The following is a 21,275-nucleotide window of genomic DNA, read 5'->3' as shown; positions in this document are numbered from 1 at the left end:
CAAATAATTGCATGCTTCATTTGAATTTTCTAATCTTTTGATAGATTGCACTATTTTATGAGTGCAGTAACAAGAAAATAGATAAGAGCATTAATGGGGAGCAAAATCATTGAGTTCATTTTAGATTTGTAGACAATTAATGAATTAATAAGTAAAAATGATATGAGTATCGAGTTGTTCGATATTGATAATAATAAATCAATAACGACATGCGCCATAATTGCCAGTGCAGCAATAGAAATCCCTTGTAGTATTTTCTTAATGATTTGATTGCTACTTAGTTTTTTCTTAAATGGCATAAGCAGTAACATAAATGTAAATGAAGGGATGAAAATTCCAATTGAGGCTATAATCCCTCCAGGGATATTTGCCATTATAATGCCAAGAGATGTAGCAGTAGTGAAGACTGGGCCAGGAGTAAGTTCACCACTCGCAAATGCTTGAGTTATTTGTTGCTCGGTAAGGATCCTTAATGTATCAACAAACTCTGTTTTTAAGTATGACATTAATACATAACCACTTCCGTAAAGAGTGGCTCCAATTTTAAAGAAACTAAGAAAAATGACGAAAAGAGAAATAGGTTCTACTATTAAGAGCTTTATTGTTTTCAGTTTATCAGCAATTAAATAAAGAAGACCTGCTAAAATGAAGATTATTATTTCATTAACGTTTAGAAGTTTTAAACTTAACGCACTTATGAATAGGAAGATGTTAAGGAAACTCTTTTCTTGTTTCTTTATTAGTTTTATGAGAGCAGATGCAATTATCACAATCAAAAGGGGAGTTACAGCGAGTGTAAGAGTCTCTAGAACCGATAAATCTGAAGAGATAAAAAACAAGGTGATTAAACTGGTTATTAAAAGTGCAGGTAGGATAAATGCAAAGCCTGCTACGATAAGTCCTTTCCTTTTTGAGTGGTGATACCCCACAGCCATTACCATTTCACTTGAATTTGGGCCTGGAATAATATTAGTGAAAGCCATTAATTCAAGGAATTCTTGGCTATTAATCCACTTTCTTTTTTCAACCACTTCGTTTTCCAAGATAGCGATGTGAGCAGCAGGGCCACCAAAAGCAGTAAAGCCTAGACGTAAGCATAACAGAAATAACTCGTTCATCTGAATCTCCTTAACACAAGTTGTTTAGATTATCTCATAATAGATAGTATTCTTTAATTACTTTGCACACTGTTTTCTTTAATATATATTTCTGATATTATGAGCTTAAGAGGGGTGATTATAATGAATGATGAAAAATGCCCACACTGTGGTAGTCAAGAAAATGTTGCAGGTATACAAGGAGTTGAAGCGTATGTCTCTTCAACTCGGAAACTATCGGCGAAAAGAGAACAGCTTCATTATATAATATGCTTGAAATGTGGTACTGTCATTCGATCATTTGTTCAAAAACCTGAAAGATTAAAATAAAAACCACAATCAAGTGGTTTTTATTTATCTGTTTTAGGAAAATTACCAAATCATTGCAGATAATTCGTAAGTGTCATAGTCAATATCTGAGTAATTTTTTGCTTCAAAAGGAGTGGCTTATCCAGAACGCACACCATGGATAATTTTTCCGTCTTTTCTTAGTAATACTGTAATCGCAATTTGATCTTGGTCATTGGGTAGGTTACTAATTACATCACCAACAATTACAGTTGAATTTTGATCTTTTGTTTCGTTAGTATTTTCGAATGTGAAAGAATCTTTATAATTAAAAGATGTTGATTTTACATATTCAATAGGGTCATTTGTTATTGTAAATTCAATTTTTGTGCTTTAGTGTCTTTAGTGATAACTGCTGAAGAGAATGCAATTCGATCGTTAGGTCCCATGTATGGTAATAACTGTTCATAGTATGTAATGGATTTATTGTTTTCATCAAAAGCTTCTACTTTGTATCGTGGAATGGTTACTTCATAGTCGCTATTTGGGTTTTCAATAATAACAGAATAAGTATATGAGAAATTATCATCTTCTGTAGCGTGTACAGACTCAACAATTTGCAACTCTTTAAAATCGTTGTTACTATTGCTGTCTGGTTTAACGGAAATTTCAGATGTTCCTTCGGTTTTATTATTAGGTATTGCATCTTCTTTTTTTCCACACGCAGTGAGAGCAAGTAACGCTAATAGTAAGATACTTAAGATTTTATTTTTCATTTTTCCTCCTAAGATTGATACGTGACATCAAATCTAAACTATATGAATATCGTTCCAAACAATATTCATAAGTCTATCATTATGGAGTTTACTAGTGACTCAGTCATTTTTACACTAATCATAAATGAATAGAATTAATCGTTTGTTAATAATTTTAGAACTGTGATATTATCTAAAGTAGATTAATCATTTAAGAACAAGGAGGGGATTGCTTTGAGTGAATCAAGCTTTAGCTATAAATATGATCAAAGATATGAAGATGTGACACTACTAGATCATAGTCGAAATAAAAAAGTAAACTCTCGTCAGAATATGGTGCTTATTACCCATAGTCCCTTAAAAGGGTTCAAAGTAGAAAGCCACTTTCATGATTGGTATGAGTTTACATATGTAAAAAGTGGACTTCAAAGAATTACACTGGGCACTAATTCATATTTATTATCCTCTGGCGATTTTCTCCTTATTCCAAGTGGAATACTCCATGATTCTGAAGCACTTGAAAAATGCGAAAAAGTAACTTTGCTAATTAGTAGATTATACCTGCAAAGTATTGTCCCGCAAAATATACTTAATAATCTTGAATGTAATACAATTTCAATTCAGTCAACAGAATCTTATTATCAATATCTAGACTTAATTTCAGTGTACTTAGAGTTTACTGATATATTTGATTATGATTGTGATTCTGATAAGTATGAAATAAATGATTTGATGTTGTTTAATTCGGCTTTCTATAAATTTCTGTCCGTGTTAACGAAAAACTTTATTTCTAAAGATCCTGTGCTTATCAATAGTGATATGAGGGATAGTGATTTACTAATATCGCAAATAATTTCTTACATACATAAAAACTATGATAAAAACATTAAACTTCTTGATGTGGCAGATATGTTTTACTGCTCTCCCCAGTATATCTCTAAAATATTCAAGAAAAACAAAGGTGTTACATTTTTAGACGTATTAAATGATGTTCGCATGAATCACGCTGTTTATGAACTCATTAATACGAATAAAATGATTTCAGAAATATGTTTTGAATGTGGATATGGAAACTTTAAATCATTCATTAATGTGTTTAAGAAGAGATATGGAATGACACCTAAAGAATTCAGACAAAACAACTCTTAGACTATCAAAATTATTTGATAGTCTTTTTACGAGGTTAATTTTAGCTAGTTATTTGGCAATTTAAGAATATTTTATTATTGATCTTAGTTCTAATATAGATGTATAAGGTAATTGAACTTACCTTAAGGAGGAGAATATGTTTAGTTTGCTTCAAGAAAAAATGGAGAGTATTATCGGACCTCTAGCTGAGAAGTTAAGTAAGAATAAGACTCTTAATGCCTTGCAAGCGGGTATGATGCTTTCGATGCCTGTTTCACTAGGTGTTTCAATGATTGCCGTACTTACAAATTTCCCGGTAAAACCGTGGTTAGAATTTCTAAGTAACATTGGTCTGAGCTCGGTGTTAAATGAGGTGTTAGCAGCTTCACTTAATATGCTGGCAATTTATATTGTTGTAACAATCGCGTACAAATATGCACAGGCTGAGAATGAGAATGGTATTGTAGTTGCTACTTTAACCCTTGCTGTATTCTTGGTTCTAATGCCACAAACTATTGCTGTAGGGGAAGAATCAATTTCAGCATTAAAATCAAGTAATCTTGGATCTGATGGAATTTTTGTTGCTATGATTATTTCTATCGTTGTTCCTAAGCTTTATGTTTTCTTATCAAAGAAAAATATAAAATTGAAATTACCAGAGAGTGTTCCTACAATGGTTTCTGATTCATTGTCTCCAGTATTTGTTTCAATGATCCTATTTATCCTAGTAACTGCAATAAAATATCTATTTACTTTTACAAGTTATAATAATATTTTCACTTTTGTAAGTACTGTAGTTGCTCAACCTATCATGTCGTTTGGTAGCTCACCATGGGCATTAATTGGCGTATATACGTTTGCTAACTTCATGTGGTTCTTTGGGATACACCCTTCCGCAGTCACATCAGTATACCGCCCAGTGACATCTGCAGCCATGCTTGCATGTATTGGCGCATTTGCAGCAGGAGAACCACTACCATACGCAACTTTCTTTGTAATATTCTGGAGTATATTTAATAGTGGCACTGGTAACACTCTCGGTCTAGCATTGCTTGCAAGTTTTGCTAAATCAAAACACTTAAGAAGTGTTGGACGATTGTCACTCATACCTAATATATTCAACATCAACGAACCTATTGTTTTCGGATTTCCTATAATCATGAACCCAATTTTCTTTTTCCCATTTGTTTTCTCAAGCTTAATTCCAGGAGTAATTTCTATGGGAATAATAAAAGTCATTGGTACAGTTACATTTAATCCGACGATTAGTTTGCCGTGGGCAACTCCAACAATTATTGCTTCCTTTATTAAAGGTGGATTAGCTTTAGGAATAATTGTAGTGATTGCAACATTAGTAAATACTTTACTCTACTATCCATTCTTCAAGATTGCTGACAAGCGTGCTTACCAAGAAGAATTGAACAATCAATAAAATAATAAAATTGCATTTGAAGGTTTATTCTTCAGTGCAATTTTGTTTAGTAATTTAGAAAGGACGTATTATGATTAAATTTCCAAAAGATTTTTTATGGGGAGGAGCGATTTCTGCATCTCAAGCGGAAGGAGCCTATTTAGAAGGAGGACGACTGCCTTCGCAAGGGGATATTCTAGAAAGTGGTTCTGGAAGGTTAGGATATAAAGATAATCTAGAGATATCAAATGAAGAATACTATCCGTATCATACAGGAATAGATTTTTATCACACTTATAAAGAAGATATTAAATTGTTTGCAGAGATGGGTTTTAAAACATTTAGAACTTCAATATCTTGGAGCCGTATTTATCCAACAGGTGAAGAAGATATTGCGAATGAGGAAGGTTTACTGTTCTATGATGCAGTAATTGATGAGCTTCTGAAATATAAGATTGAACCCTTAATAACAATATCTCATTATGATGTACCACTTAATTTAGTTCAGAAATTTAATGGTTGGCAAAGCAGAGAAATGATTGATCTGTATGTTAAATTTGCGAACACATTAATGAATAGATATAAAAACAAAGTTAAGTATTGGATAAACTTTAATGAAATAAACGTTACTATAATGTGCTCAAGTCTTGGTGGCGCAACTTACATAAAAAGAGATGCACCTGATTACTACCAAAAAGCATATCAAGCGGTGCATCATCAGTTTGTCGCAGCAGCGAAAGTAACTAAACTTGCCAGAGAAATTAATCCTGATTTTAAAATTGGAGGCATGATAGCTGGTAATGGAATTTATGCTGAAACTTGCAATCCAAATGATGTTATGGCTGCGCTAGAAAAGGAAAGACGTACTTTTTTCTTTTCTGATGTGTTAATTAGAGGGTATTATCCATCATACATGAATACTTTTTTTAAAAAGAAAAATGTTTCTATTGTAGTTCATGATGGCGATAGTGAATTGATAAGAAACTATACATCAGATTATTTGGCGTTTTCATACTATATGTCATCAGTAGTCAACGAGGAAAATCTCGGTGATGAGAAAACAATAGGAAATTTTTCAATGGGAGAGCCTAATCCAAATTTAGAAACAAGTGAATGGGGATGGCAAGTTGATCCTGTTGGATTAAGAATCTACTTGAATAAACTGTATGATCGTTACCAGAAACCATTGTTTATTGTAGAAAATGGATTAGGTGCAAATGATATCCTTAATGGTGATAAGACTGTACATGACGACTACAGAATAGACTACGTCCGCCAACATATTGTCGCGATGCGTGATGCTATTGAGGATGGAGTAGATTTAATTGGTTATACACCATGGGGATGTATCGATTTAGTAAGTGTATCTACTGGGGAAATGAGCAAGAGATATGGTTTTGTTTATGTGGATAAAGATAATGAAGGCTTTGGAACATATGAACGATATCGCAAAGATTCATTTTATTGGTATAAAAAAGTTATTGAAAGTAATGGAGAAATACTGTAATTATTGTAAAAGCCACTTTTTAGTGGCTTTGTTACTTTTTTAAGAAAAAGAGTGTTGTCATGAGACACAATTTTATTTTGAATGCTTTGTACTAGTATACTTAAGTTGCTACAACTGGGTGGAAAAATGATAAAATGAAATCAATGAGAACACTATGAAAAGATATACCAATGAACTTAAAAATGAAATTATTCAACTCCATTTAAAAGAAGGAAGAACCATTAAAAGCCTTTCTAAGGAATATTACTTTGGAAGTGGAACACTTCAATACTGACTTAAAGAACTCCGCAAAGAATGCCAAAACAATCCATATATCGAAGAAGTAGCACTATCTTTTGAAGAATCTAAAAAACAGCGGCATTCTTTGCAAAGGAAATCGAATAAGCGAATATCAATTTATTCGGCATCATGGAGAAGAGTTTGGAATACGATGGCTTTGTCGTAAATTCCAAATGAGTACAAACGCATATTATAATTATCTTAAACAACGCAAAGCAGCTTAATATGAAAAGAAAGCAGAAGTACAACGTTTCATCAATCTAAAGGTACAATGGGATCCAAAATGATGCGTGACTATTGTGCCAATCAAGGATATCCATATTCACTTTCAACAGTTCGAAAGTATATGAGAGAAATGAAATTGGCTTCAAGTATTCGTCGTAAAAAACAGACTTATAAAAGCAAGAAGCAGCATCTCGTGTTTCCCAATCTTGTTCAACAACATTTCATTGCTTCAAAACCCAATCGAGTGTGGTGCGTTGACTTCACCTATTTATATTTAGCAAATGGAACACCACAATATAACTGCACTATACAGGATGTATACGATCGTAGAATTGCTTCTTGTAGTTTGGTAATCACATGAATACTCAGTTACGATTACCACACTACAAGAAGCGATTCATAGATATTATCCAGAGGTAGGACTGATACTTCACAGTGACCAAGGCAGTCAATTTACCAGAAACACATTTACGGATTACTGAAAAAAAAGACACATACAGCAAAGTATGAGTCGTGCAGGGTTTCCTTATGATAATGCGGTCATGGAACAATACTTTAATACATTGAAACATGAATGTACCACCCTTTATTCATTTACAACAAAAGAAAGAATGGATTCGACGTTTTTAGATTTTGAAGAAAATTGATACAATTCCAAACGCCCCTATACATTTATCAATGGAAAACCACCTTATCAGGTCTATGCAAACTCTACCTTACTGTAGCAGCTTTGCTTGACTAGAACAGTTTAGTTTGATTAGAAATCGGAATGACGGTTTGTTAGTTTTGATGTTATAATCACAACAATTTCCATTTGTCGATAATTTGTTAATATATATTGTATTTATATACAATATTTCACTTTTTAACTGTTTGTTAGTAAAGTTAAGTGATAAACTATTAATAGGAGGTTCGTAATATGAAAAGGTATATTAGAACTATAATTGCATTGGTTATTGTTATTTCTAGTGTTGTAAGTCTTCAACAGATTGATGCTGATGATGTCCAAAAAAAAAATATACAAATTGTTGAGGGAGGAATAGAAGATAAATTTACCGATCAAAATCTTCTTAATTATGTAAGAAGTGCCCTTAAACTATCAGCAACTGAACCAATTACTGAGACAAACATTAAGAAATTGAAGTCTATTCAAATTAATAAATCTGTTGGGAATGAAGTCAAACAGTTAAATGGACTTGAATATGCTATGGAGTTAAAAACGATTATTTTCGATTATCACTCAATCGAAGATTTCAAGCCAATAGAGAATTTAGTAAATTTAGGAATAATTAGAGTAAGTAACAATTCTACTCCAATCAATAATTTTTCTCTGATTGGTAATTTACCTAAAGTAAGTAGTTTGAATTTTTCTAATACAAAACTAGATGATGTATCTATACAGGCGATATCTAAACTTCCGCTGTTAACTCATATTGCGTTAACAAATACGGGTATTTCTGATATATCGTTTTTGTCTAACTTGGAAAATTTAAATACAGTTTACTTGTCTGAGAATAAAATTGTGGATATTTCTTCGCTAGCAGGAAAATCACTCCAAAACTTGTGGTTAGATGATAACTTGATTGAAGATGTATCAGCGTTAGCAGGAAATCAGTATAGAAATGGATTGTATTTATACAACAATAAAATTTCTGATATATCAGCTTTGTCTCCTCAGACGTCTGATTTGCTTTCCATCGTCTTATATGGAAACAGAATACTCAATGTTGGAAATATTAATCCCAAAAATGTATTGGCGTCAAAAGCAAGTTTTCAAAGAGGCGAGATTAGTATTGGGAAAATAGATTTTGATTCATCAGAAATTAGAGTCTCGAATCCATTGGTCGGATTTGAAGGATATGGTGTTATTGAACCATCGTTAGACTCAACTCATGAAGATGGTGCATATATATTTGATTTAACGAATAATCAATTAGTATTTGATATGACAAAAATTACACCGATTTATAATGAAACTACAAAAAAACATTCTGTTGTAATGTCATGGGATCAAGTAGATGAAAATGATTCAGATATAAGATTCCAAGGTAGATTAGTCATCTATATGGAGCCAATAAACAAATATACCGTTACATATACTGATGGCGTTGATTCTGAGATTATATTCGCAGATGAGTCATATACGGTAAAAGAAGGAGGGTTAACCCCTGAGTTCTCTAAAGAAATTACAAGATATGGCTATACATTCGATGGATGGTCACCGCTAATTGAACCGACAGTAAATGAAGATGTAACATATGTAGCACAATGGAAAAAAATTGATACATTCACTGTTACTTATACAGATGGAGTTGATGGGGAAGAGATATTTAAAGATCAAACATCAACTGTATATCGCAATGATCCATCTCCTATTTTTGAAGGGGAGGAACCTGTGAGAACAGGATATATATTCAAAGGTTGGTCGCCAGAATATGTGGGTGTTGTAGCTGAAAATATTATTTATACTGCAACATGGGAAAAGATTACTGTACCTGCTAAAGAATATTTAGTAATCTACACTGATGGAACTAACGAAGAAGCAGTATTTACGAACCAAGTAAATTCAGTTCCTGAAGGGGCAGCTACACCGCTATTTAAGGGTGATATTGTTAGAAATGGTTACACTTTTGAAGGTTGGAATCCTGAAATTGCATTAACAGTAAGCAAAGATGTAATTTATGTAGCTCAATGGAAGAAAGTTGAACTACCAATTGAACCTGAGATTCCTGTGAAACCGGTTGAACCTAGTGATCCAAATGATCAAGTAAAGCCGATAGAACCTCAAACTCCAGTTTTACCAAGTACAGGGGTAAAAGATAATCATTTTAGTTTCTTTACTATTATATTGGGAATTTCGTTTATAAGCTATAGAACAGTTTCAAGGAAAAGAAATAATCAATAGTTGATAACAGCCAGGCTTTTACAACCTGGCTTTTTTTATTTCACAATATAAACTATAATTATAGTGAAAACTGATGCAAATCACATAGGAGTGAATGTCATGAACAAAATAATGAAGTTGTTAGAGCCAACAAAGAACAGAATAATTTCAGGTGTGATTGTTATTTTGGTTGTGGTTGGTGGATTAGCGATATGGAGTATTTCACAAGCTAGAGCCAAAGAACCTATGATAGTCTTTAAAGATTCTATGACCGTTGAATATGGAGCATACACTGCAGATACACCAGATCATATGGCAATTGAACCAGATGCATTAGTTCATCAAGAGCGTTCTATTTATGAAGAGCTTGCATTTGATGAAGATTTTTTAGTTAAGAAGTCTCCGCAAGATGGTAAGAACTATTTTAATACAATGAATGTTGGGGTGGATAAAATTATCATATTCGCAAAGAACGATGGAATTGTTAAATCTTTTGAATTCGAATACGAGGTTAAGGATACAAGACCACCAGAATTTAATTCGGTAATGAATATTGATGCACCATACAACACTGTGCCGAACTATGCAGATATTATTAGAGCATCAGATATTGTCGATGGAGAACTTGAAGTAATAATAAGTGGTGATATAGACTATACAGTACCAGGCATTTATACTTTAGAAGCTAGCGCAAGTGATATAAATGGAAAATCAAGTAAACATACTTTTTTTGTCACTGTAAAAGAAGAAATTAAAGGAGTTGTTACGAAAGATCCTTCATCAACGAGTAATAGCGGTAATAATACCGCGACAAAACCGACTACACCGAGTAAGCCGGTAGATAAGCCTACTGAACCTCCGAAAACAGTAGAGAAACCTAAACCAGTAGAACCTGAAAAACCAAGTAGACCTGCACCAGAAGCACCTACCGGAATGTTTTTCTATAAAGATTATGGAAATACAGATGGTTGTATCGCGGTCATGCATACTGTAAAAAAAGAATATGTGAGAGAGTGGGTAAGTAATTTCTGTGATGTCAACGGATATATGTATTACGCACCACGAAATTAGAAAGAATCACTATAGAATATATTCACAATAGATACATTGCTCTAGTTAAAGTAGATGAAAACGGTAAAAAGACCATACACAAATATGGTCTTACCTTTTGATCATTTAATGAGTTACTAGAATATGAAAGAACTATACATAAGAAACAAGCAACTTCAAATGATAAGGATGCTTGGTTGAAATCTAAAGGGGAATATTAAAATAGACGACAGATAATGTCGTCTTTGCTTTATATACTTCCAATATAAGGGAGTGATATGAATGGTTACTAGAACTAAAAAGGAGTTTACACCTTACAATGATTATCAAGATAGGCCTTTTGGCTTAAAATGGGGTACTGCATTTGCGTTACCTGAATTAACTAAGTCTATTAAATCGTTACATGATGAAGCGGTTAAATATGTAGAAGAACTACCTCAGATGGATAGAAATGAAATCGATGAAGTGTTGCAGCAAGCATTCTTAAAGAACAAGGTGGTTTCTATTCAACATAATGAACGTGATGAATTAGGTAGGCTACAAGATAGCATAGTGTCTAAGTTTACGGGCTATGCAGATGAAACATATTTATTCATAGATTCTAAAATGATTGAATGGGGTAGGGTAAGGAATGTATCTTTTTATTAATGATTATTAGTAAGGATAATAGCTTTTAATAATATCTTGAAATTGATGTATGTAGGCTATTTGTAGGCCATTATTTCAAATAAGACATTAAAAAACCCACTTAATAGTGGGTTAAATGATATATTGGCAGGGGTAGCAGGACTCGAACCCACATTAACGGTTTTGGAGACCGTTGCTCTACCATTGAACTATACCCCTGTGTTTGCGCTAACAAATAATAACACAGTCTTATACCAATTTCAACATGTATTTGTTATAATGTTACACGAGGTGTACTATGAAAACAATAATGGATGAAAACGCTATTAATCGCTCTCTTATTAGAATGACTCATGAAATAATTGAGCGAAATAAAGGATTGGATAAAGTAATATTATTAGGGATTGAAACTCGAGGCGCTACTCTTGCATTTAGAATGGCTAAACTCATGGAACAATTTGAACAAGTGAGTGTTCCTGTTGCTTCGTTGAATGTCCGTTACTGGCGTGATGATCTTACAATTAAAGATAAAGCATTCCGCTTACCAATCAGCGTTCAAGATAGAGTCGTTGTAATTGTTGATGATGTTCTATTTAGGGGTAGAACTGTACGTGCTGCAATGGATGGTATTATTTTCAATGGTCGACCACAACAAATTCAGTTAGCTGTGCTTGTTGATCGTGGCCATAGAGAACTTCCAATACGCGCTGATTTTGTAGGGAAAAACATTCCTACATCACATCACGAAACAGTTAAAGTTCGTCTTCAAGAAGATGACGGAGAAAACTTAGTAGTAATAGAATAAATATCAATGAGGAGGATGTCAAATGAGAATTGGCTTATTTACCGATACGTATACACCAGATATTAATGGTGTTGTTACTTCGGTGGTAACGTTACAGAATGCTTTAGAAGCGCTAGGGCACGAGGTATACATTGTTACCAATCAACCATCATTACTCAATACAAGTTATGAAAATAACGTATTACGTTTACCAGGAGTTGAATTAAAATTCTTGTATGGCTACATCATGAGTAGTCCTATACATATTCAAGCACTTAGAGTAATAAAAGAAATGGAACTTGATGTTATTCATGTTCATTCAGAATTCGGTATTGGAATGTTTGCTCGTAGTGCTGCTAAACAGCTTCATATACCTTTAGTATCGACTTACCACACTACATATGAGGATTATACTCATTATGTTAACTTACTTGGCTTAAAGTCTGTTGATAGCCTTTCAAAGATTGCTGTCGCAAAGATAAGCAGAGTCTTTACTAAACAATCTCAAATCGTTATTGCACCATCTGAGAAAACAAAGAAGATGCTTTTAGGTTATGAAATCAAAAAAGAAATCTCAGTAATTCCTACAGGGCTTGATCTTCAACGTTTCCAAAAACGAGACGGAGAAGCACTGGATAGAATTCGTAACAAACACAACATTATCGATTCTGTTACAACCTTCGTTTATATTGGACGCTTAGCGAAAGAGAAAAGCATTGACGTTGTTATCAACAGTATCGCTTCTCTTATCAAACAAGAACCCAATGTTAAATTACTTATTGTAGGTGGAGGTCCATCAGATGATGAACTCAAAGCACAAGCGAAACGTCTTGGTATTGAAGAGAATGTTGATTTTGTCGGACCTGTTGCAAGTGATGAAGTTGTAAACTACTACCATGTATCTGATGCGTTTATATCAGCTTCGCTAACAGAGACTCAAGGGCTTACCTATATTGAAGCACTAGCGTGTGGTATCTGTGTCTTTGCTCGTCCAGATAGACCATTAGATGGAATCATTGTCGACCAAGAAACAGGATATCTCTTCGAAAGTGAAGAAGAGTTCACCACAAAAGCTGTTAAGTTTATTCGTGAATCAAATGAAGAAAGACAATTAATGCATAGCAATGCTCTTGCCAAAGCAAGCACTTTTGGCAGTGAAAAATTTGCACTTGATGTTTTAGAAGTTTATACGAAAGCAATCGATATTTACTTTGGTAGATATAGTGTTGTTGCAATTGATGAACTTGAAAATGGTCAATGGAAATTGGTTGTGAATTCGAAAGAAAGTCAAGAAACGTTTATGTTAGATGACTTTATTATGGAACGTCGTGAAATTAAAGTAGGTGATGAAATGTCACGTGTAGAATTAAGTGAAATGGAAGATGATCAACAAGTCTATGAAGCGTATCAGCTTGCGCTGAAGCGTATTGGACTTCGAGATTATACAAGTTTTGAAATGTCTGACTACTTAAGAGCTAAGTTTGATTTATCAGAAAATCAAATCAATGTTGTTATCGATCTATTAAAGAAACGTAGATTTATTAACGATGAGCGTTACTTTAGGGATAAGGTGGATTATCACCGAGAACAACTCCGAGGCAATCAAAGAATAATTGATGACCTCACAAAACGTGGTTTTGATCGCATTGAGATTGAAGAAGCTTTAAGTAAGGAGCCTTATGAAGATTATCTTGAAAGAGGCAGCTTACGTGCTCAGAATTATTACAATACAATTCGTGATGGTTCGCGCCAACAACGCTACGACCGTGTGAGTCAACACTTAATCCGTCAGGGGTATGAGTATTCAATCGTTAGAGAAATATTAGATACGATTAAAGATGACTACGATCTTGAAAGTGAAAAATCTAGTTTAGAAGAAGTGATTCGAAAGGCATGGATGCGTTATTCCCGTCGTAGTGAATCAAAACGAGAAGTAAAGAACAAAGTCGTTCGTTATGTTTTAGGTAAAGGATACGACTACGATTTAGTAAAAGAAGTTATTGAGGAGTATGAACATGAAGATTAAAGAATTTGAAAATGGTATGAAGTTAACGATTCCGTTGTTAATTACTCGTTTTGTACGAGGAGTTACACAAAACGGTTCACCATACCTGTCAATTACCTTACAAGATAATACAGGTGAAATAGAAGGTAAGATTTGGGATGTTGCTCCTGATCAAGAAGCACTCATTAAGGTAGGAGTTATCGCAGAGTTTGACTGTGAAGTTAATCAATACCGAAATTCCTTACAACTCCGTATTTATAAAGTAGAGGTTAAAGATGCATCACAATATCTACCTGAAGACTTTGTGAATGCGAGCCAATACGATACAGAGTTCCTAAGAGAAGAAATTACTAAATTTGTTGATTCAATTGAAAACAAAGTACTCTTGAATATCGTTAGAGCTTCTCTTGATGAAATAGGGGAAGCATTCTATCAATATCCGGCAGCAACTCGTAATCACCATGATTTTGTTGGAGGACTTGCAACTCATGTTTATGGGATGATGCGTCTTGCAGATGCAATTTGCGAACTTTACCCAATCTACAATCGTGATTTACTAATGTCTGGAATTGCACTCCATGACTTAGGTAAAGTTGAAGAGTATACAGCACCTGTACTTAGCGAGTACTCTGTAGCAGGTAAGTTATTAGGACATATCTCAATTGCTCATGCTAATGTAAGTCGTATTGCTGAAAAACTTGGACTAGAGAATAATGAAGAGGTACTTCTGCTTCGTCACTTGATTCTCTCACACCATGGTCAATTAGAATATGGATCACCAGTTGTTCCGATGATTAAAGAGGCAGAGATATTAAACTTCATTGATAATATGGATGCTCGTACAAATATGTTTGAGAAAGTCTATGACAATCTAAGTGAAGGGGAGTTCAGTCCACGTATTTTCGCATTAGAAAATCGTAACTTCTATAAAGCTAAAGGTATTAAATAATCATAAATGTAGGTGTTAAGTAAAAAGACTTGACACCTATTTCTATGGATGCTATAATTCAAAAGGAATTAATTAGGAGGCTATATTAAATGGCAGTTAAATTACGTTTAAGAAGAATGGGTTCAAAACAAAAACCTTTTTACAGAATTGTTGCAGCTGACTCACGTGCACCACGTGATGGTCGTTTTATTGAAATCGTAGGTTACTATGATCCAACTAAATCACCAGCAGTTGTTAAAGTTGATGAAGAACTAGCATTGAAATGGTTAGGTGTAGGTGCTCAACCATCCGATACAGTTCGTAGTATTCTATCAAAAGAAGGTATCATGGCTCGTTTCCATGAGTCAAAATTAGCGAAATAATTATGAGACCGGTTGAAGATATTCTATATGATTTGGTTCTTCCAATTGTTGAAGATGAAAAGAGTTTGAGTGTCAAGAGTTTACCGAGTTTAGATGATAATGAAATTATTCTAGCAATCTATGCACAAAGTTCAGACATTGCAAGATTAATTGGTCGTCAAGGTGTAATGGCACATGCAATCCGCCAAACAATGGCAATTGGCTCGCGCGTCCTTGATAAGCGTATTTCGATTAAATTTGAATCATACTAGGATGTACTCATGTACATCCTTTTTTGGAGGAAATATGGAACGAATTAAAATAGGCGTAGTACAGAAACCACACGGAGTACGTGGGGAAATAAAAATCTTTCCAACAACAGACTTTATTAAAGAACGTTTTAAGAAAGATAATGTAGTTACCATGATACTTAATGGTAAAACAAGTGAACTTACAATTGAATCAAGTAGGATGCATAAGCAATCTGTACTTGTTAAGTTTAAAGAGCATAGTTCTTTAAATGATGTTGAATTTTTTCATAATGCAGAATTGTATGTTAATAGAGATGAATTACATGCTTTACCTGAAGATGAGTTTTACTTTGTAGATCTCGTAGGATGCAAAACTTTTGTCAGTGATAAAGAAATCGGTGAAGTCATTGAAGTTATGGAAACACCAGCTCATCCAATTCTTAGAATAAAAGCCATAGATGAAGATCGTGATATCTTAGTGCCTTTTGTCGAACGTTTCATTGTATCTGTTGAAGTTGAAGCAAAACAGATAGAAATAGACTGGATGGAGGGTCTCTAATGAAAGTAAGCATATTAACACTTTTTCCAGATATGTTTACAGGATTCAAGGAGACATCAATCATAAAGAAAGCTATACTTAAAGGTATTGTTGAACTTGAAGTGGTTGATATGCGATCATTTACTGAAGATAAACACAATCGAGTTGATGATTATCCTTATGGTGGTGGTGCTGGGTTGGTGTTAATGTGTCAACCTGTTGTTGATGCTATTAAAGCAACCCGCACTGATGATTCACTAGTAATAATGATGACTCCACAAGGAAAAACCTTTAAACAATCAGTTGCTTACGAATTGAGTGAGTATAAACATTTAATCCTTGTCTGTGGACATTACGAAGGCTTTGATGAGCGTATTCGTAACTACGTAGACTTAGAGTTATCAATTGGTGATTTCGTCCTTACAGGTGGTGAAACAGCTGCCATGGTTGTAAGTGATGCTGTGATTCGTTTGGTTGATGGGGTTATCACTCAAGAATCTCATGAAGACGATTCATTCAGTAATGGTTTACTAGAATATCCTCACTATACACGACCACGTGAATATGATGGTCATGAAGTTCCTGATGTAATAGTTAGTGGACACCATGAGAATGTTAAACGATTTAGAATTAAAGAATCACTAAGAAAAACATTACGAGTTCGACCAGATCTTCTCGAAAACAGAGAATTCACAGACTTAGAACTCAAATTATTAAAAGAAATCAAAGAAGAATTGTAAATCAATTCTTTTTTTGTGCAAAAATGAATCAGAGTAAATTGAAATATGTTACGATACATCTAAGTGGAGGTAGTGTATGAAAATACTTGTTGTCGGTGATGGTCCAATTAATGAGGAAGAATTAGTAAGTTTAGGTAATGAGATTGAATATTTAGATTTACGCAGAGGATTGGAAGAAGGAACAAATCTTCTCGATTCGTATCAAGAGTCACATCCAGAACTTATCCCAGGAGTGCGAAACACAATCAAAGATATCAATCCAGATAAGATTGTAGCTCTTGGTCGTCTTGAAGGGTATTTATGGGTAGGAACCGTTGTTTGCCGTTTCTTTGGCCAGTTTAATTCCTGGCTAGATCAGTGGCATAATCCTTACGGAATTACTGAAATTATGGTGGGAGAACGAAAAGTGAAACTCTATGCTATTGAGTCTTTAGCTGATTGGTCTGTAACCAAAGGATAAGTGTTGTAAAAGAAATGAAACTATGGTAATATATTAACCGGTGCAAAGGCACCTAATCACACACCATGGATTGGGAGACCCGTGCTCTTAAATGAGTTGTCAACTTTAGAAATGGTGGAGGACTAACGGAAAGGTAGGAATTTAGTTATGTCAGTTGTGACAATGAAGAAATTATTAGAAAGTGGGGTTCATTACGGACATCAAACACGTCGTTGGAACCCAAAAATGAAGCCATATATCTATGCGGCTAAAAATCGAATTTATATTATCGATTTAAACAAAACACAAGAGAAATTAGATGTTGCTTATGCAGCTCTACGTGAAATTGCAGAACGCAATGGAAAACTCTTAATTGTTGGTACAAAGAAACAAGCACAAACAATCGTAGTCGAAGAAGCTCTACGTAGTGGTTCATTCTTTATCAACCAACGTTGGTTAGGAGGAACACTTACAAACTTCCGTACAATTCAAAAGAGTATTCGTCGTTTAATCGAAATCGAAGAAATGGAAGCAAGTGGATCAATCCAAGTTTATACAAAGAAAGAAATCGCTTTATTACTTAAAGAGAAAAACCGTTTAGAAAACTTCTTAGGCGGTATTAAAGAAATGAAGAAACTACCAGACGCAGTCTTTGTAGTTGACCCAATCGAAGATGCTAACGCAGTTGCTGAAGCACGTAAATTAGGTATCCCAGTATTCGGTATCGTTGATACAAACTGTGATCCAGATGCAGTTGATTACGCAATTCCAGGTAATGACGACGCAATTCGTTCAATCCGTTTAATCGTAGGCTTAATGGCAGACGCAATGGTAGAACCAAAAGGTGGCGTATTACAAGTTGCTTACCAAGATCAAGATGAAGAAGACATTACAATGGAAGATGTTATTGTTAATGTTGAACAACAAGCTGCAGAAAACGACCGTCGCCGTCGTCAACGTTTCGAAGAACGTCGTAAACGTGATGAACGCCGTCGTCAACAACGTTACAACCGTCCAAACGACAACCGTGACGATAGAAGACCTACAGAAAATGTAGAAGGAAATACAAAAACAGAAAAAAGTGAGGAGTAATTTATGATAACAGCAAGTTTAGTTAAAGAACTACGTGATCTTACTGGCGCAGGAATGATGGACTGTAAGAAAGCTCTAGAAGCTACAAACGGAAACATCGAAGAAGCAGTTGTATGGTTACGTGAAAAAGGTATCGCTAGTGCTGCTAAAAAATCAGGTCGTATTGCTGCTGAAGGAACAAGTACTGTTAAATCAGTAGGAAATACAGCTGTTATTTTAGAAGTTAACTCAGAAACAGACTTTGTTGCTAAAAACGAACAATTTGTTGAACTTGTTGCAGGTTTAGCAGACATCTTGTTAGCATCAAAACCAGCTTCATTAGAAGAAGCATTAAAAGTTGATTTTAATGGGCAAACTATTGAAGAAGCAGTTGTTAGTGCAACAGCTACAATCGGTGAAAAAATTACATTACGTCGTTTTGAAATCGTTGAAAAAAATGATAACCAAGTATTTGGTGAATACATCCATATGGGTGGTAAAATCTCAGCAGTTGCTGTTTTAAATGGTGACAATGCTGAATTAGCTCGTGACATCGCAATGCAAGTTGCATCAATGAGTCCACAATATGTATCCCAAAAAGAAATCCCAAGTGAAATCGTTGATAAAGAAACAGCTATCCAAGTTGAAATCGTAAACAATGATGAATCACTATCTGGAAAACCAGAACAAGTTGTTCAAGGAATCATCAAAGGCCGTGTAAGTAAACAAATGCAAGAAATTTCATTAGTAGACCAAATCTACTTTAAAGATGGAAAATCAAAAGTTGCTCAAGTATTAAAAGAAGCAAATACTGATGTTGCAAGTTTTGTTCGTTACGCAGTTGGTGAAGGAATTGAAAAACGCGAAGAAGATTTTGCAGCGGAAGTTGCTAAAGCTTCACAAATTTAATTTATCTATTTGAGGACACGTTTCGTGTCCTTTTTGAAAGGACGATTCGATATGTACAAACGAGTATTATTAAAGTTAAGCGGAGAAGCATTATCATCAAAAGATGAAATATTTGATAAAGATGTTCTTGATGATATCGCTAACCAAGTTAAAACTATTGTCAATGATGGAGTACAAGTAGCAATTGTTGTTGGTGGTGGTAATTTCGTTCGTGGTAGAATGGCAGACGACTTAGGTATTGATCGTACACAAGTAGATTCAATGGGTATGCTTGGAACTGTAATTAATGCGCTGGCAATTCAAGGTGCATTAGAACGTCATGGTGTATTAACACGTGTTCAAACTGCAATTGATATGACAAAAATTGCTGAACCATACATTCCTAGAAGAGCAATTCGTCACTTAGAAAAAGGCCGTGTAGTTGTGTTTGGAGCTGGAACAGGTTCTGCATTCTTCTCAACAGATACTACTGCTGCACTTCGTGCTTCAGAAATTAAAGCAGATGTTATTCTAATGGCAAAAAATGGTGTTGATGGAGTGTACGATTCAGATCCACGTATTAATAAAGATGCTGTACGATTTGATTCAATTAGCTATATGGAATTACTACAAAGAGAGCTATTAGTCATGGATTCAACAGCTACTTCAATGTGCATGGACAACAATATTGACCTTTTGGTATTTAATATGAATGAAAAAGATAATATAATAAAGGCAGTAAGAGGAGAGGCTGTTGCCACACGTGTCTCCAAGGAGGGTAAATAAATGAATGAAATTATTGAAATGGGAACATTAAGCATGGAGAGTGCTTTAGAAACCCTAAATTCACGTCTACAAACATTACGTACAGGACGTGCAAACGTATCTGTACTTCACGGAATTCTTGTTGATTACTATGGAACACCAACACCACTTGAGCAAATTGCTTCATTATCTGTGGTTGAAGGTCGTCAACTTTTAGTTAAACCATTTGATCCATCAAGCTTAAAAGACATGGAACGTGCAATTGGTGAATCACCACTTGGCTTACCAATTCAAAATGATGGTTCAGTTTTACGTATCAACGTACCACAATTAACAGAAGATGCTCGTCGTGATGTATCAAAAAATGTTGGTGTGTACGCAGAAGAATCAAAAATTGCGATCCGTAATATCCGTCGTGATTTAAATGATGATGTTAAGAAGTTAAAAGATCTTCCAGAAGATGACGAACGTGGTCTTTTAGAAGAAGTACAAAAATTAACTGATTCATACATTAAGAAAATTGATGACATTGCAAAGGCAAAAGTTGCCGACATCATGTCTATCTAATTATGAATTCACTCAAGCATGTTGCCATCATTATGGATGGCAACGGCCGCTGGGCTACTAAGCAAAATAAGGATCGTACAGTAGGTCATCATTATGGTAGCGAGAATGTTCGCGAAATTGCTTTAGAAGCTCTCGATTTAGGCGTTGAAGTTGTCACTCTGTATGCTTTTTCGACAGAGAACTGGAAACGTCCGCAAAAAGAAATTGATTATCTTATGAAGCTTCCAGCAATCTTTTTCAAAAAGTTCCTAAAAGAACTCAATGAGAAAGGCATTCGCATACGAACAATCGGTGATTTAAGTAAAATCCCTGAGAAAACTCGTAAAGTAATGGAAAATGCGGTCGAAGAAACAAAGAACAATACAAAATTAATCCTTAATTTTGCATTAAACTATGGTTCTCGTGATGAAATAGTAAGAGCAACCAATTCTCTTATTCAACAAGGTTTAACTTCTGTTACTGAAGAAGATTTTAACAATGCACTTGATACCCGTGATTTACCAGATGTCGATTTATTGATTCGTACAGGTGGTGACAAACGTTTATCAAACTATCTTCTCTGGCAATTAGCGTATGCAGAATTAGTATTTGTTGATATGGAATGGCCACGATTTGGCCGTGAAGACTTTAATAAATGTATTGAAGATTTTAATCAACGTCAACGAAGATTTGGAGGTTTGGTTTAG

At 34.5% G+C, this 21,275-nt stretch carries 23 protein-coding genes, 1 tRNA gene and 1 pseudogene; 22 read left to right on the top strand and 3 right to left on the bottom strand.

Going from position 1 to position 21,275, the window contains the following annotated elements; all coding sequences use genetic code 11:
- Positions 1–50: 50 nt before the first annotated feature.
- On the bottom strand, positions 51–1,118 hold the full coding sequence (locus tag G7059_RS07005) for a chromate transporter (protein ID WP_166081375.1): 1,068 nt from the start codon (positions 1,116–1,118) through the stop codon (positions 51–53).
- A 123-nt stretch (positions 1,119–1,241) separates the two neighbouring features.
- Here G7059_RS07005 and G7059_RS07000 point away from each other — a divergent pair, with 123 nt between their 5' ends.
- The gene (locus G7059_RS07000; RefSeq protein ID WP_166081374.1) at positions 1,242–1,427 is read left to right on the top strand and encodes a hypothetical protein; all 186 of its coding nucleotides are present in this window, start codon (positions 1,242–1,244) and stop codon (positions 1,425–1,427) included.
- 326 nt (positions 1,428–1,753) lie between these two features.
- On the opposite strand, the gene G7059_RS06995 is transcribed toward G7059_RS07000, so the two are convergent.
- Positions 1,754–2,161, bottom strand: a complete 408-nt coding sequence (locus G7059_RS06995) for a hypothetical protein (protein ID WP_166081373.1) — start codon at positions 2,159–2,161, stop codon at positions 1,754–1,756.
- 213 nt (positions 2,162–2,374) lie between these two features.
- Between G7059_RS06995 and G7059_RS06990 the strand changes: the two genes are divergently transcribed.
- From G7059_RS06990 to G7059_RS06950, 8 genes and pseudogenes are all read left to right on the top strand, one after another.
- The gene (locus G7059_RS06990; protein ID WP_166081372.1) at positions 2,375–3,289 is read left to right on the top strand and encodes an AraC family transcriptional regulator; all 915 of its coding nucleotides are present in this window, start codon (positions 2,375–2,377) and stop codon (positions 3,287–3,289) included.
- A gap of 136 nt (positions 3,290–3,425) precedes the next feature.
- On the top strand, positions 3,426–4,700 hold the full coding sequence (locus G7059_RS06985) for a PTS sugar transporter subunit IIC (protein ID WP_166081371.1): 1,275 nt from the start codon (positions 3,426–3,428) through the stop codon (positions 4,698–4,700).
- Between the two features lie 70 nt (positions 4,701–4,770).
- Complete coding sequence (locus tag G7059_RS06980) at positions 4,771–6,186, top strand: glycoside hydrolase family 1 protein (RefSeq protein WP_166081370.1); 1,416 nt, start codon at positions 4,771–4,773, stop codon at positions 6,184–6,186.
- Between the two features lie 538 nt (positions 6,187–6,724).
- Positions 6,725–7,051, top strand: a pseudogene (locus G7059_RS06970) (IS3 family transposase); the annotation flags it as partial.
- A 145-nt stretch (positions 7,052–7,196) separates the two neighbouring features.
- Positions 7,197–7,337, top strand: coding sequence for a hypothetical protein (locus G7059_RS06965; protein WP_166081367.1), 141 nt, complete (start codon positions 7,197–7,199; stop codon positions 7,335–7,337).
- Positions 7,338–7,609: 272 nt separating this feature from the next.
- Positions 7,610–9,595 carry a leucine-rich repeat domain-containing protein gene (locus G7059_RS06960; protein ID WP_166081366.1) on the top strand — a complete coding sequence of 662 codons (1,986 nt, stop codon included), beginning with the start codon at positions 7,610–7,612 and terminating at the stop codon, positions 9,593–9,595.
- A 99-nt stretch (positions 9,596–9,694) separates the two neighbouring features.
- Positions 9,695–10,645: a hypothetical protein gene (locus tag G7059_RS06955; protein ID WP_166081365.1), complete on the top strand. Its 951-nt coding sequence runs from the start codon at positions 9,695–9,697 to the stop codon at positions 10,643–10,645.
- Positions 10,646–10,906: 261 nt separating this feature from the next.
- Positions 10,907–11,272, top strand: coding sequence for a hypothetical protein (locus G7059_RS06950; RefSeq protein ID WP_166081363.1), 366 nt, complete (start codon positions 10,907–10,909; stop codon positions 11,270–11,272).
- 124 nt (positions 11,273–11,396) lie between these two features.
- On the opposite strand, the gene G7059_RS06945 is transcribed toward G7059_RS06950, so the two are convergent.
- Positions 11,397–11,470: transfer RNA gene (locus tag G7059_RS06945), tRNA-Trp, on the bottom strand.
- 79 nt (positions 11,471–11,549) lie between these two features.
- On the opposite strand from G7059_RS06945, the gene pyrR reads away from it, so the two are divergent.
- The 13 genes from pyrR (at position 11,550) to G7059_RS06880 (ending at position 21,275) form a co-directional block, all read left to right on the top strand.
- Positions 11,550–12,056, top strand: a complete 507-nt coding sequence (gene pyrR / locus G7059_RS06940; protein ID WP_166081362.1) for a bifunctional pyr operon transcriptional regulator/uracil phosphoribosyltransferase PyrR — start codon at positions 11,550–11,552, stop codon at positions 12,054–12,056.
- Positions 12,057–12,078: 22 nt separating this feature from the next.
- Positions 12,079–14,061: a RecX family transcriptional regulator gene (locus G7059_RS06935; protein WP_166081361.1), complete on the top strand. Its 1,983-nt coding sequence runs from the start codon at positions 12,079–12,081 to the stop codon at positions 14,059–14,061.
- Positions 14,051–14,989 (top strand): 3'-5' exoribonuclease YhaM family protein, encoded by a 939-nt coding sequence (locus G7059_RS06930; protein ID WP_166081360.1) that lies wholly within the window; start codon positions 14,051–14,053, stop codon positions 14,987–14,989. The genes G7059_RS06935 and G7059_RS06930 overlap by 11 nt, the downstream gene beginning before the upstream one ends.
- An 89-nt stretch (positions 14,990–15,078) precedes the next feature.
- Complete coding sequence (rpsP, locus tag G7059_RS06925; RefSeq protein WP_166081359.1) at positions 15,079–15,351, top strand: 30S ribosomal protein S16; 273 nt, start codon at positions 15,079–15,081, stop codon at positions 15,349–15,351.
- Between the two features lie 2 nt (positions 15,352–15,353).
- Positions 15,354–15,602: a KH domain-containing protein gene (locus tag G7059_RS06920; RefSeq protein ID WP_166081358.1), complete on the top strand. Its 249-nt coding sequence runs from the start codon at positions 15,354–15,356 to the stop codon at positions 15,600–15,602.
- A gap of 34 nt (positions 15,603–15,636) precedes the next feature.
- The gene (gene rimM, locus G7059_RS06915) at positions 15,637–16,140 is read left to right on the top strand and encodes a ribosome maturation factor RimM (protein ID WP_166081357.1); all 504 of its coding nucleotides are present in this window, start codon (positions 15,637–15,639) and stop codon (positions 16,138–16,140) included.
- Positions 16,140–16,859, top strand: coding sequence for a tRNA (guanosine(37)-N1)-methyltransferase TrmD (trmD, locus tag G7059_RS06910; protein WP_166081356.1), 720 nt, complete (start codon positions 16,140–16,142; stop codon positions 16,857–16,859). The genes rimM and trmD overlap by 1 nt, the downstream gene beginning before the upstream one ends.
- 76 nt (positions 16,860–16,935) lie before the next feature.
- Positions 16,936–17,319, top strand: a complete 384-nt coding sequence (locus G7059_RS06905) for a hypothetical protein (RefSeq protein ID WP_166081355.1) — start codon at positions 16,936–16,938, stop codon at positions 17,317–17,319.
- Positions 17,320–17,466: 147 nt separating this feature from the next.
- Complete coding sequence (gene rpsB, locus G7059_RS06900) at positions 17,467–18,390, top strand: 30S ribosomal protein S2 (protein WP_166081354.1); 924 nt, start codon at positions 17,467–17,469, stop codon at positions 18,388–18,390.
- 3 nt (positions 18,391–18,393) lie between these two features.
- Positions 18,394–19,278 (top strand): translation elongation factor Ts, encoded by an 885-nt coding sequence (gene tsf, locus G7059_RS06895; RefSeq protein ID WP_166081353.1) that lies wholly within the window; start codon positions 18,394–18,396, stop codon positions 19,276–19,278.
- Between the two features lie 51 nt (positions 19,279–19,329).
- Entirely contained in the window at positions 19,330–20,043 is a 714-nt protein-coding gene (gene pyrH / locus G7059_RS06890; protein ID WP_166081352.1) for a UMP kinase, read from the top strand.
- On the top strand, positions 20,044–20,589 hold the full coding sequence (gene frr / locus G7059_RS06885; RefSeq protein ID WP_166081351.1) for a ribosome recycling factor: 546 nt from the start codon (positions 20,044–20,046) through the stop codon (positions 20,587–20,589).
- Positions 20,590–20,591: 2 nt separating this feature from the next.
- On the top strand, positions 20,592–21,275 hold the full coding sequence (locus G7059_RS06880) for an isoprenyl transferase (protein WP_166081350.1): 684 nt from the start codon (positions 20,592–20,594) through the stop codon (positions 21,273–21,275).

The organism is Erysipelothrix sp. HDW6A (assembly GCF_011400295.1).
Classification (GTDB): domain Bacteria; phylum Bacillota_I; class Bacilli_A; order Erysipelotrichales; family Erysipelotrichaceae; genus Erysipelothrix.
This window is presented reverse-complemented; position numbering and strand designations above follow the sequence as displayed.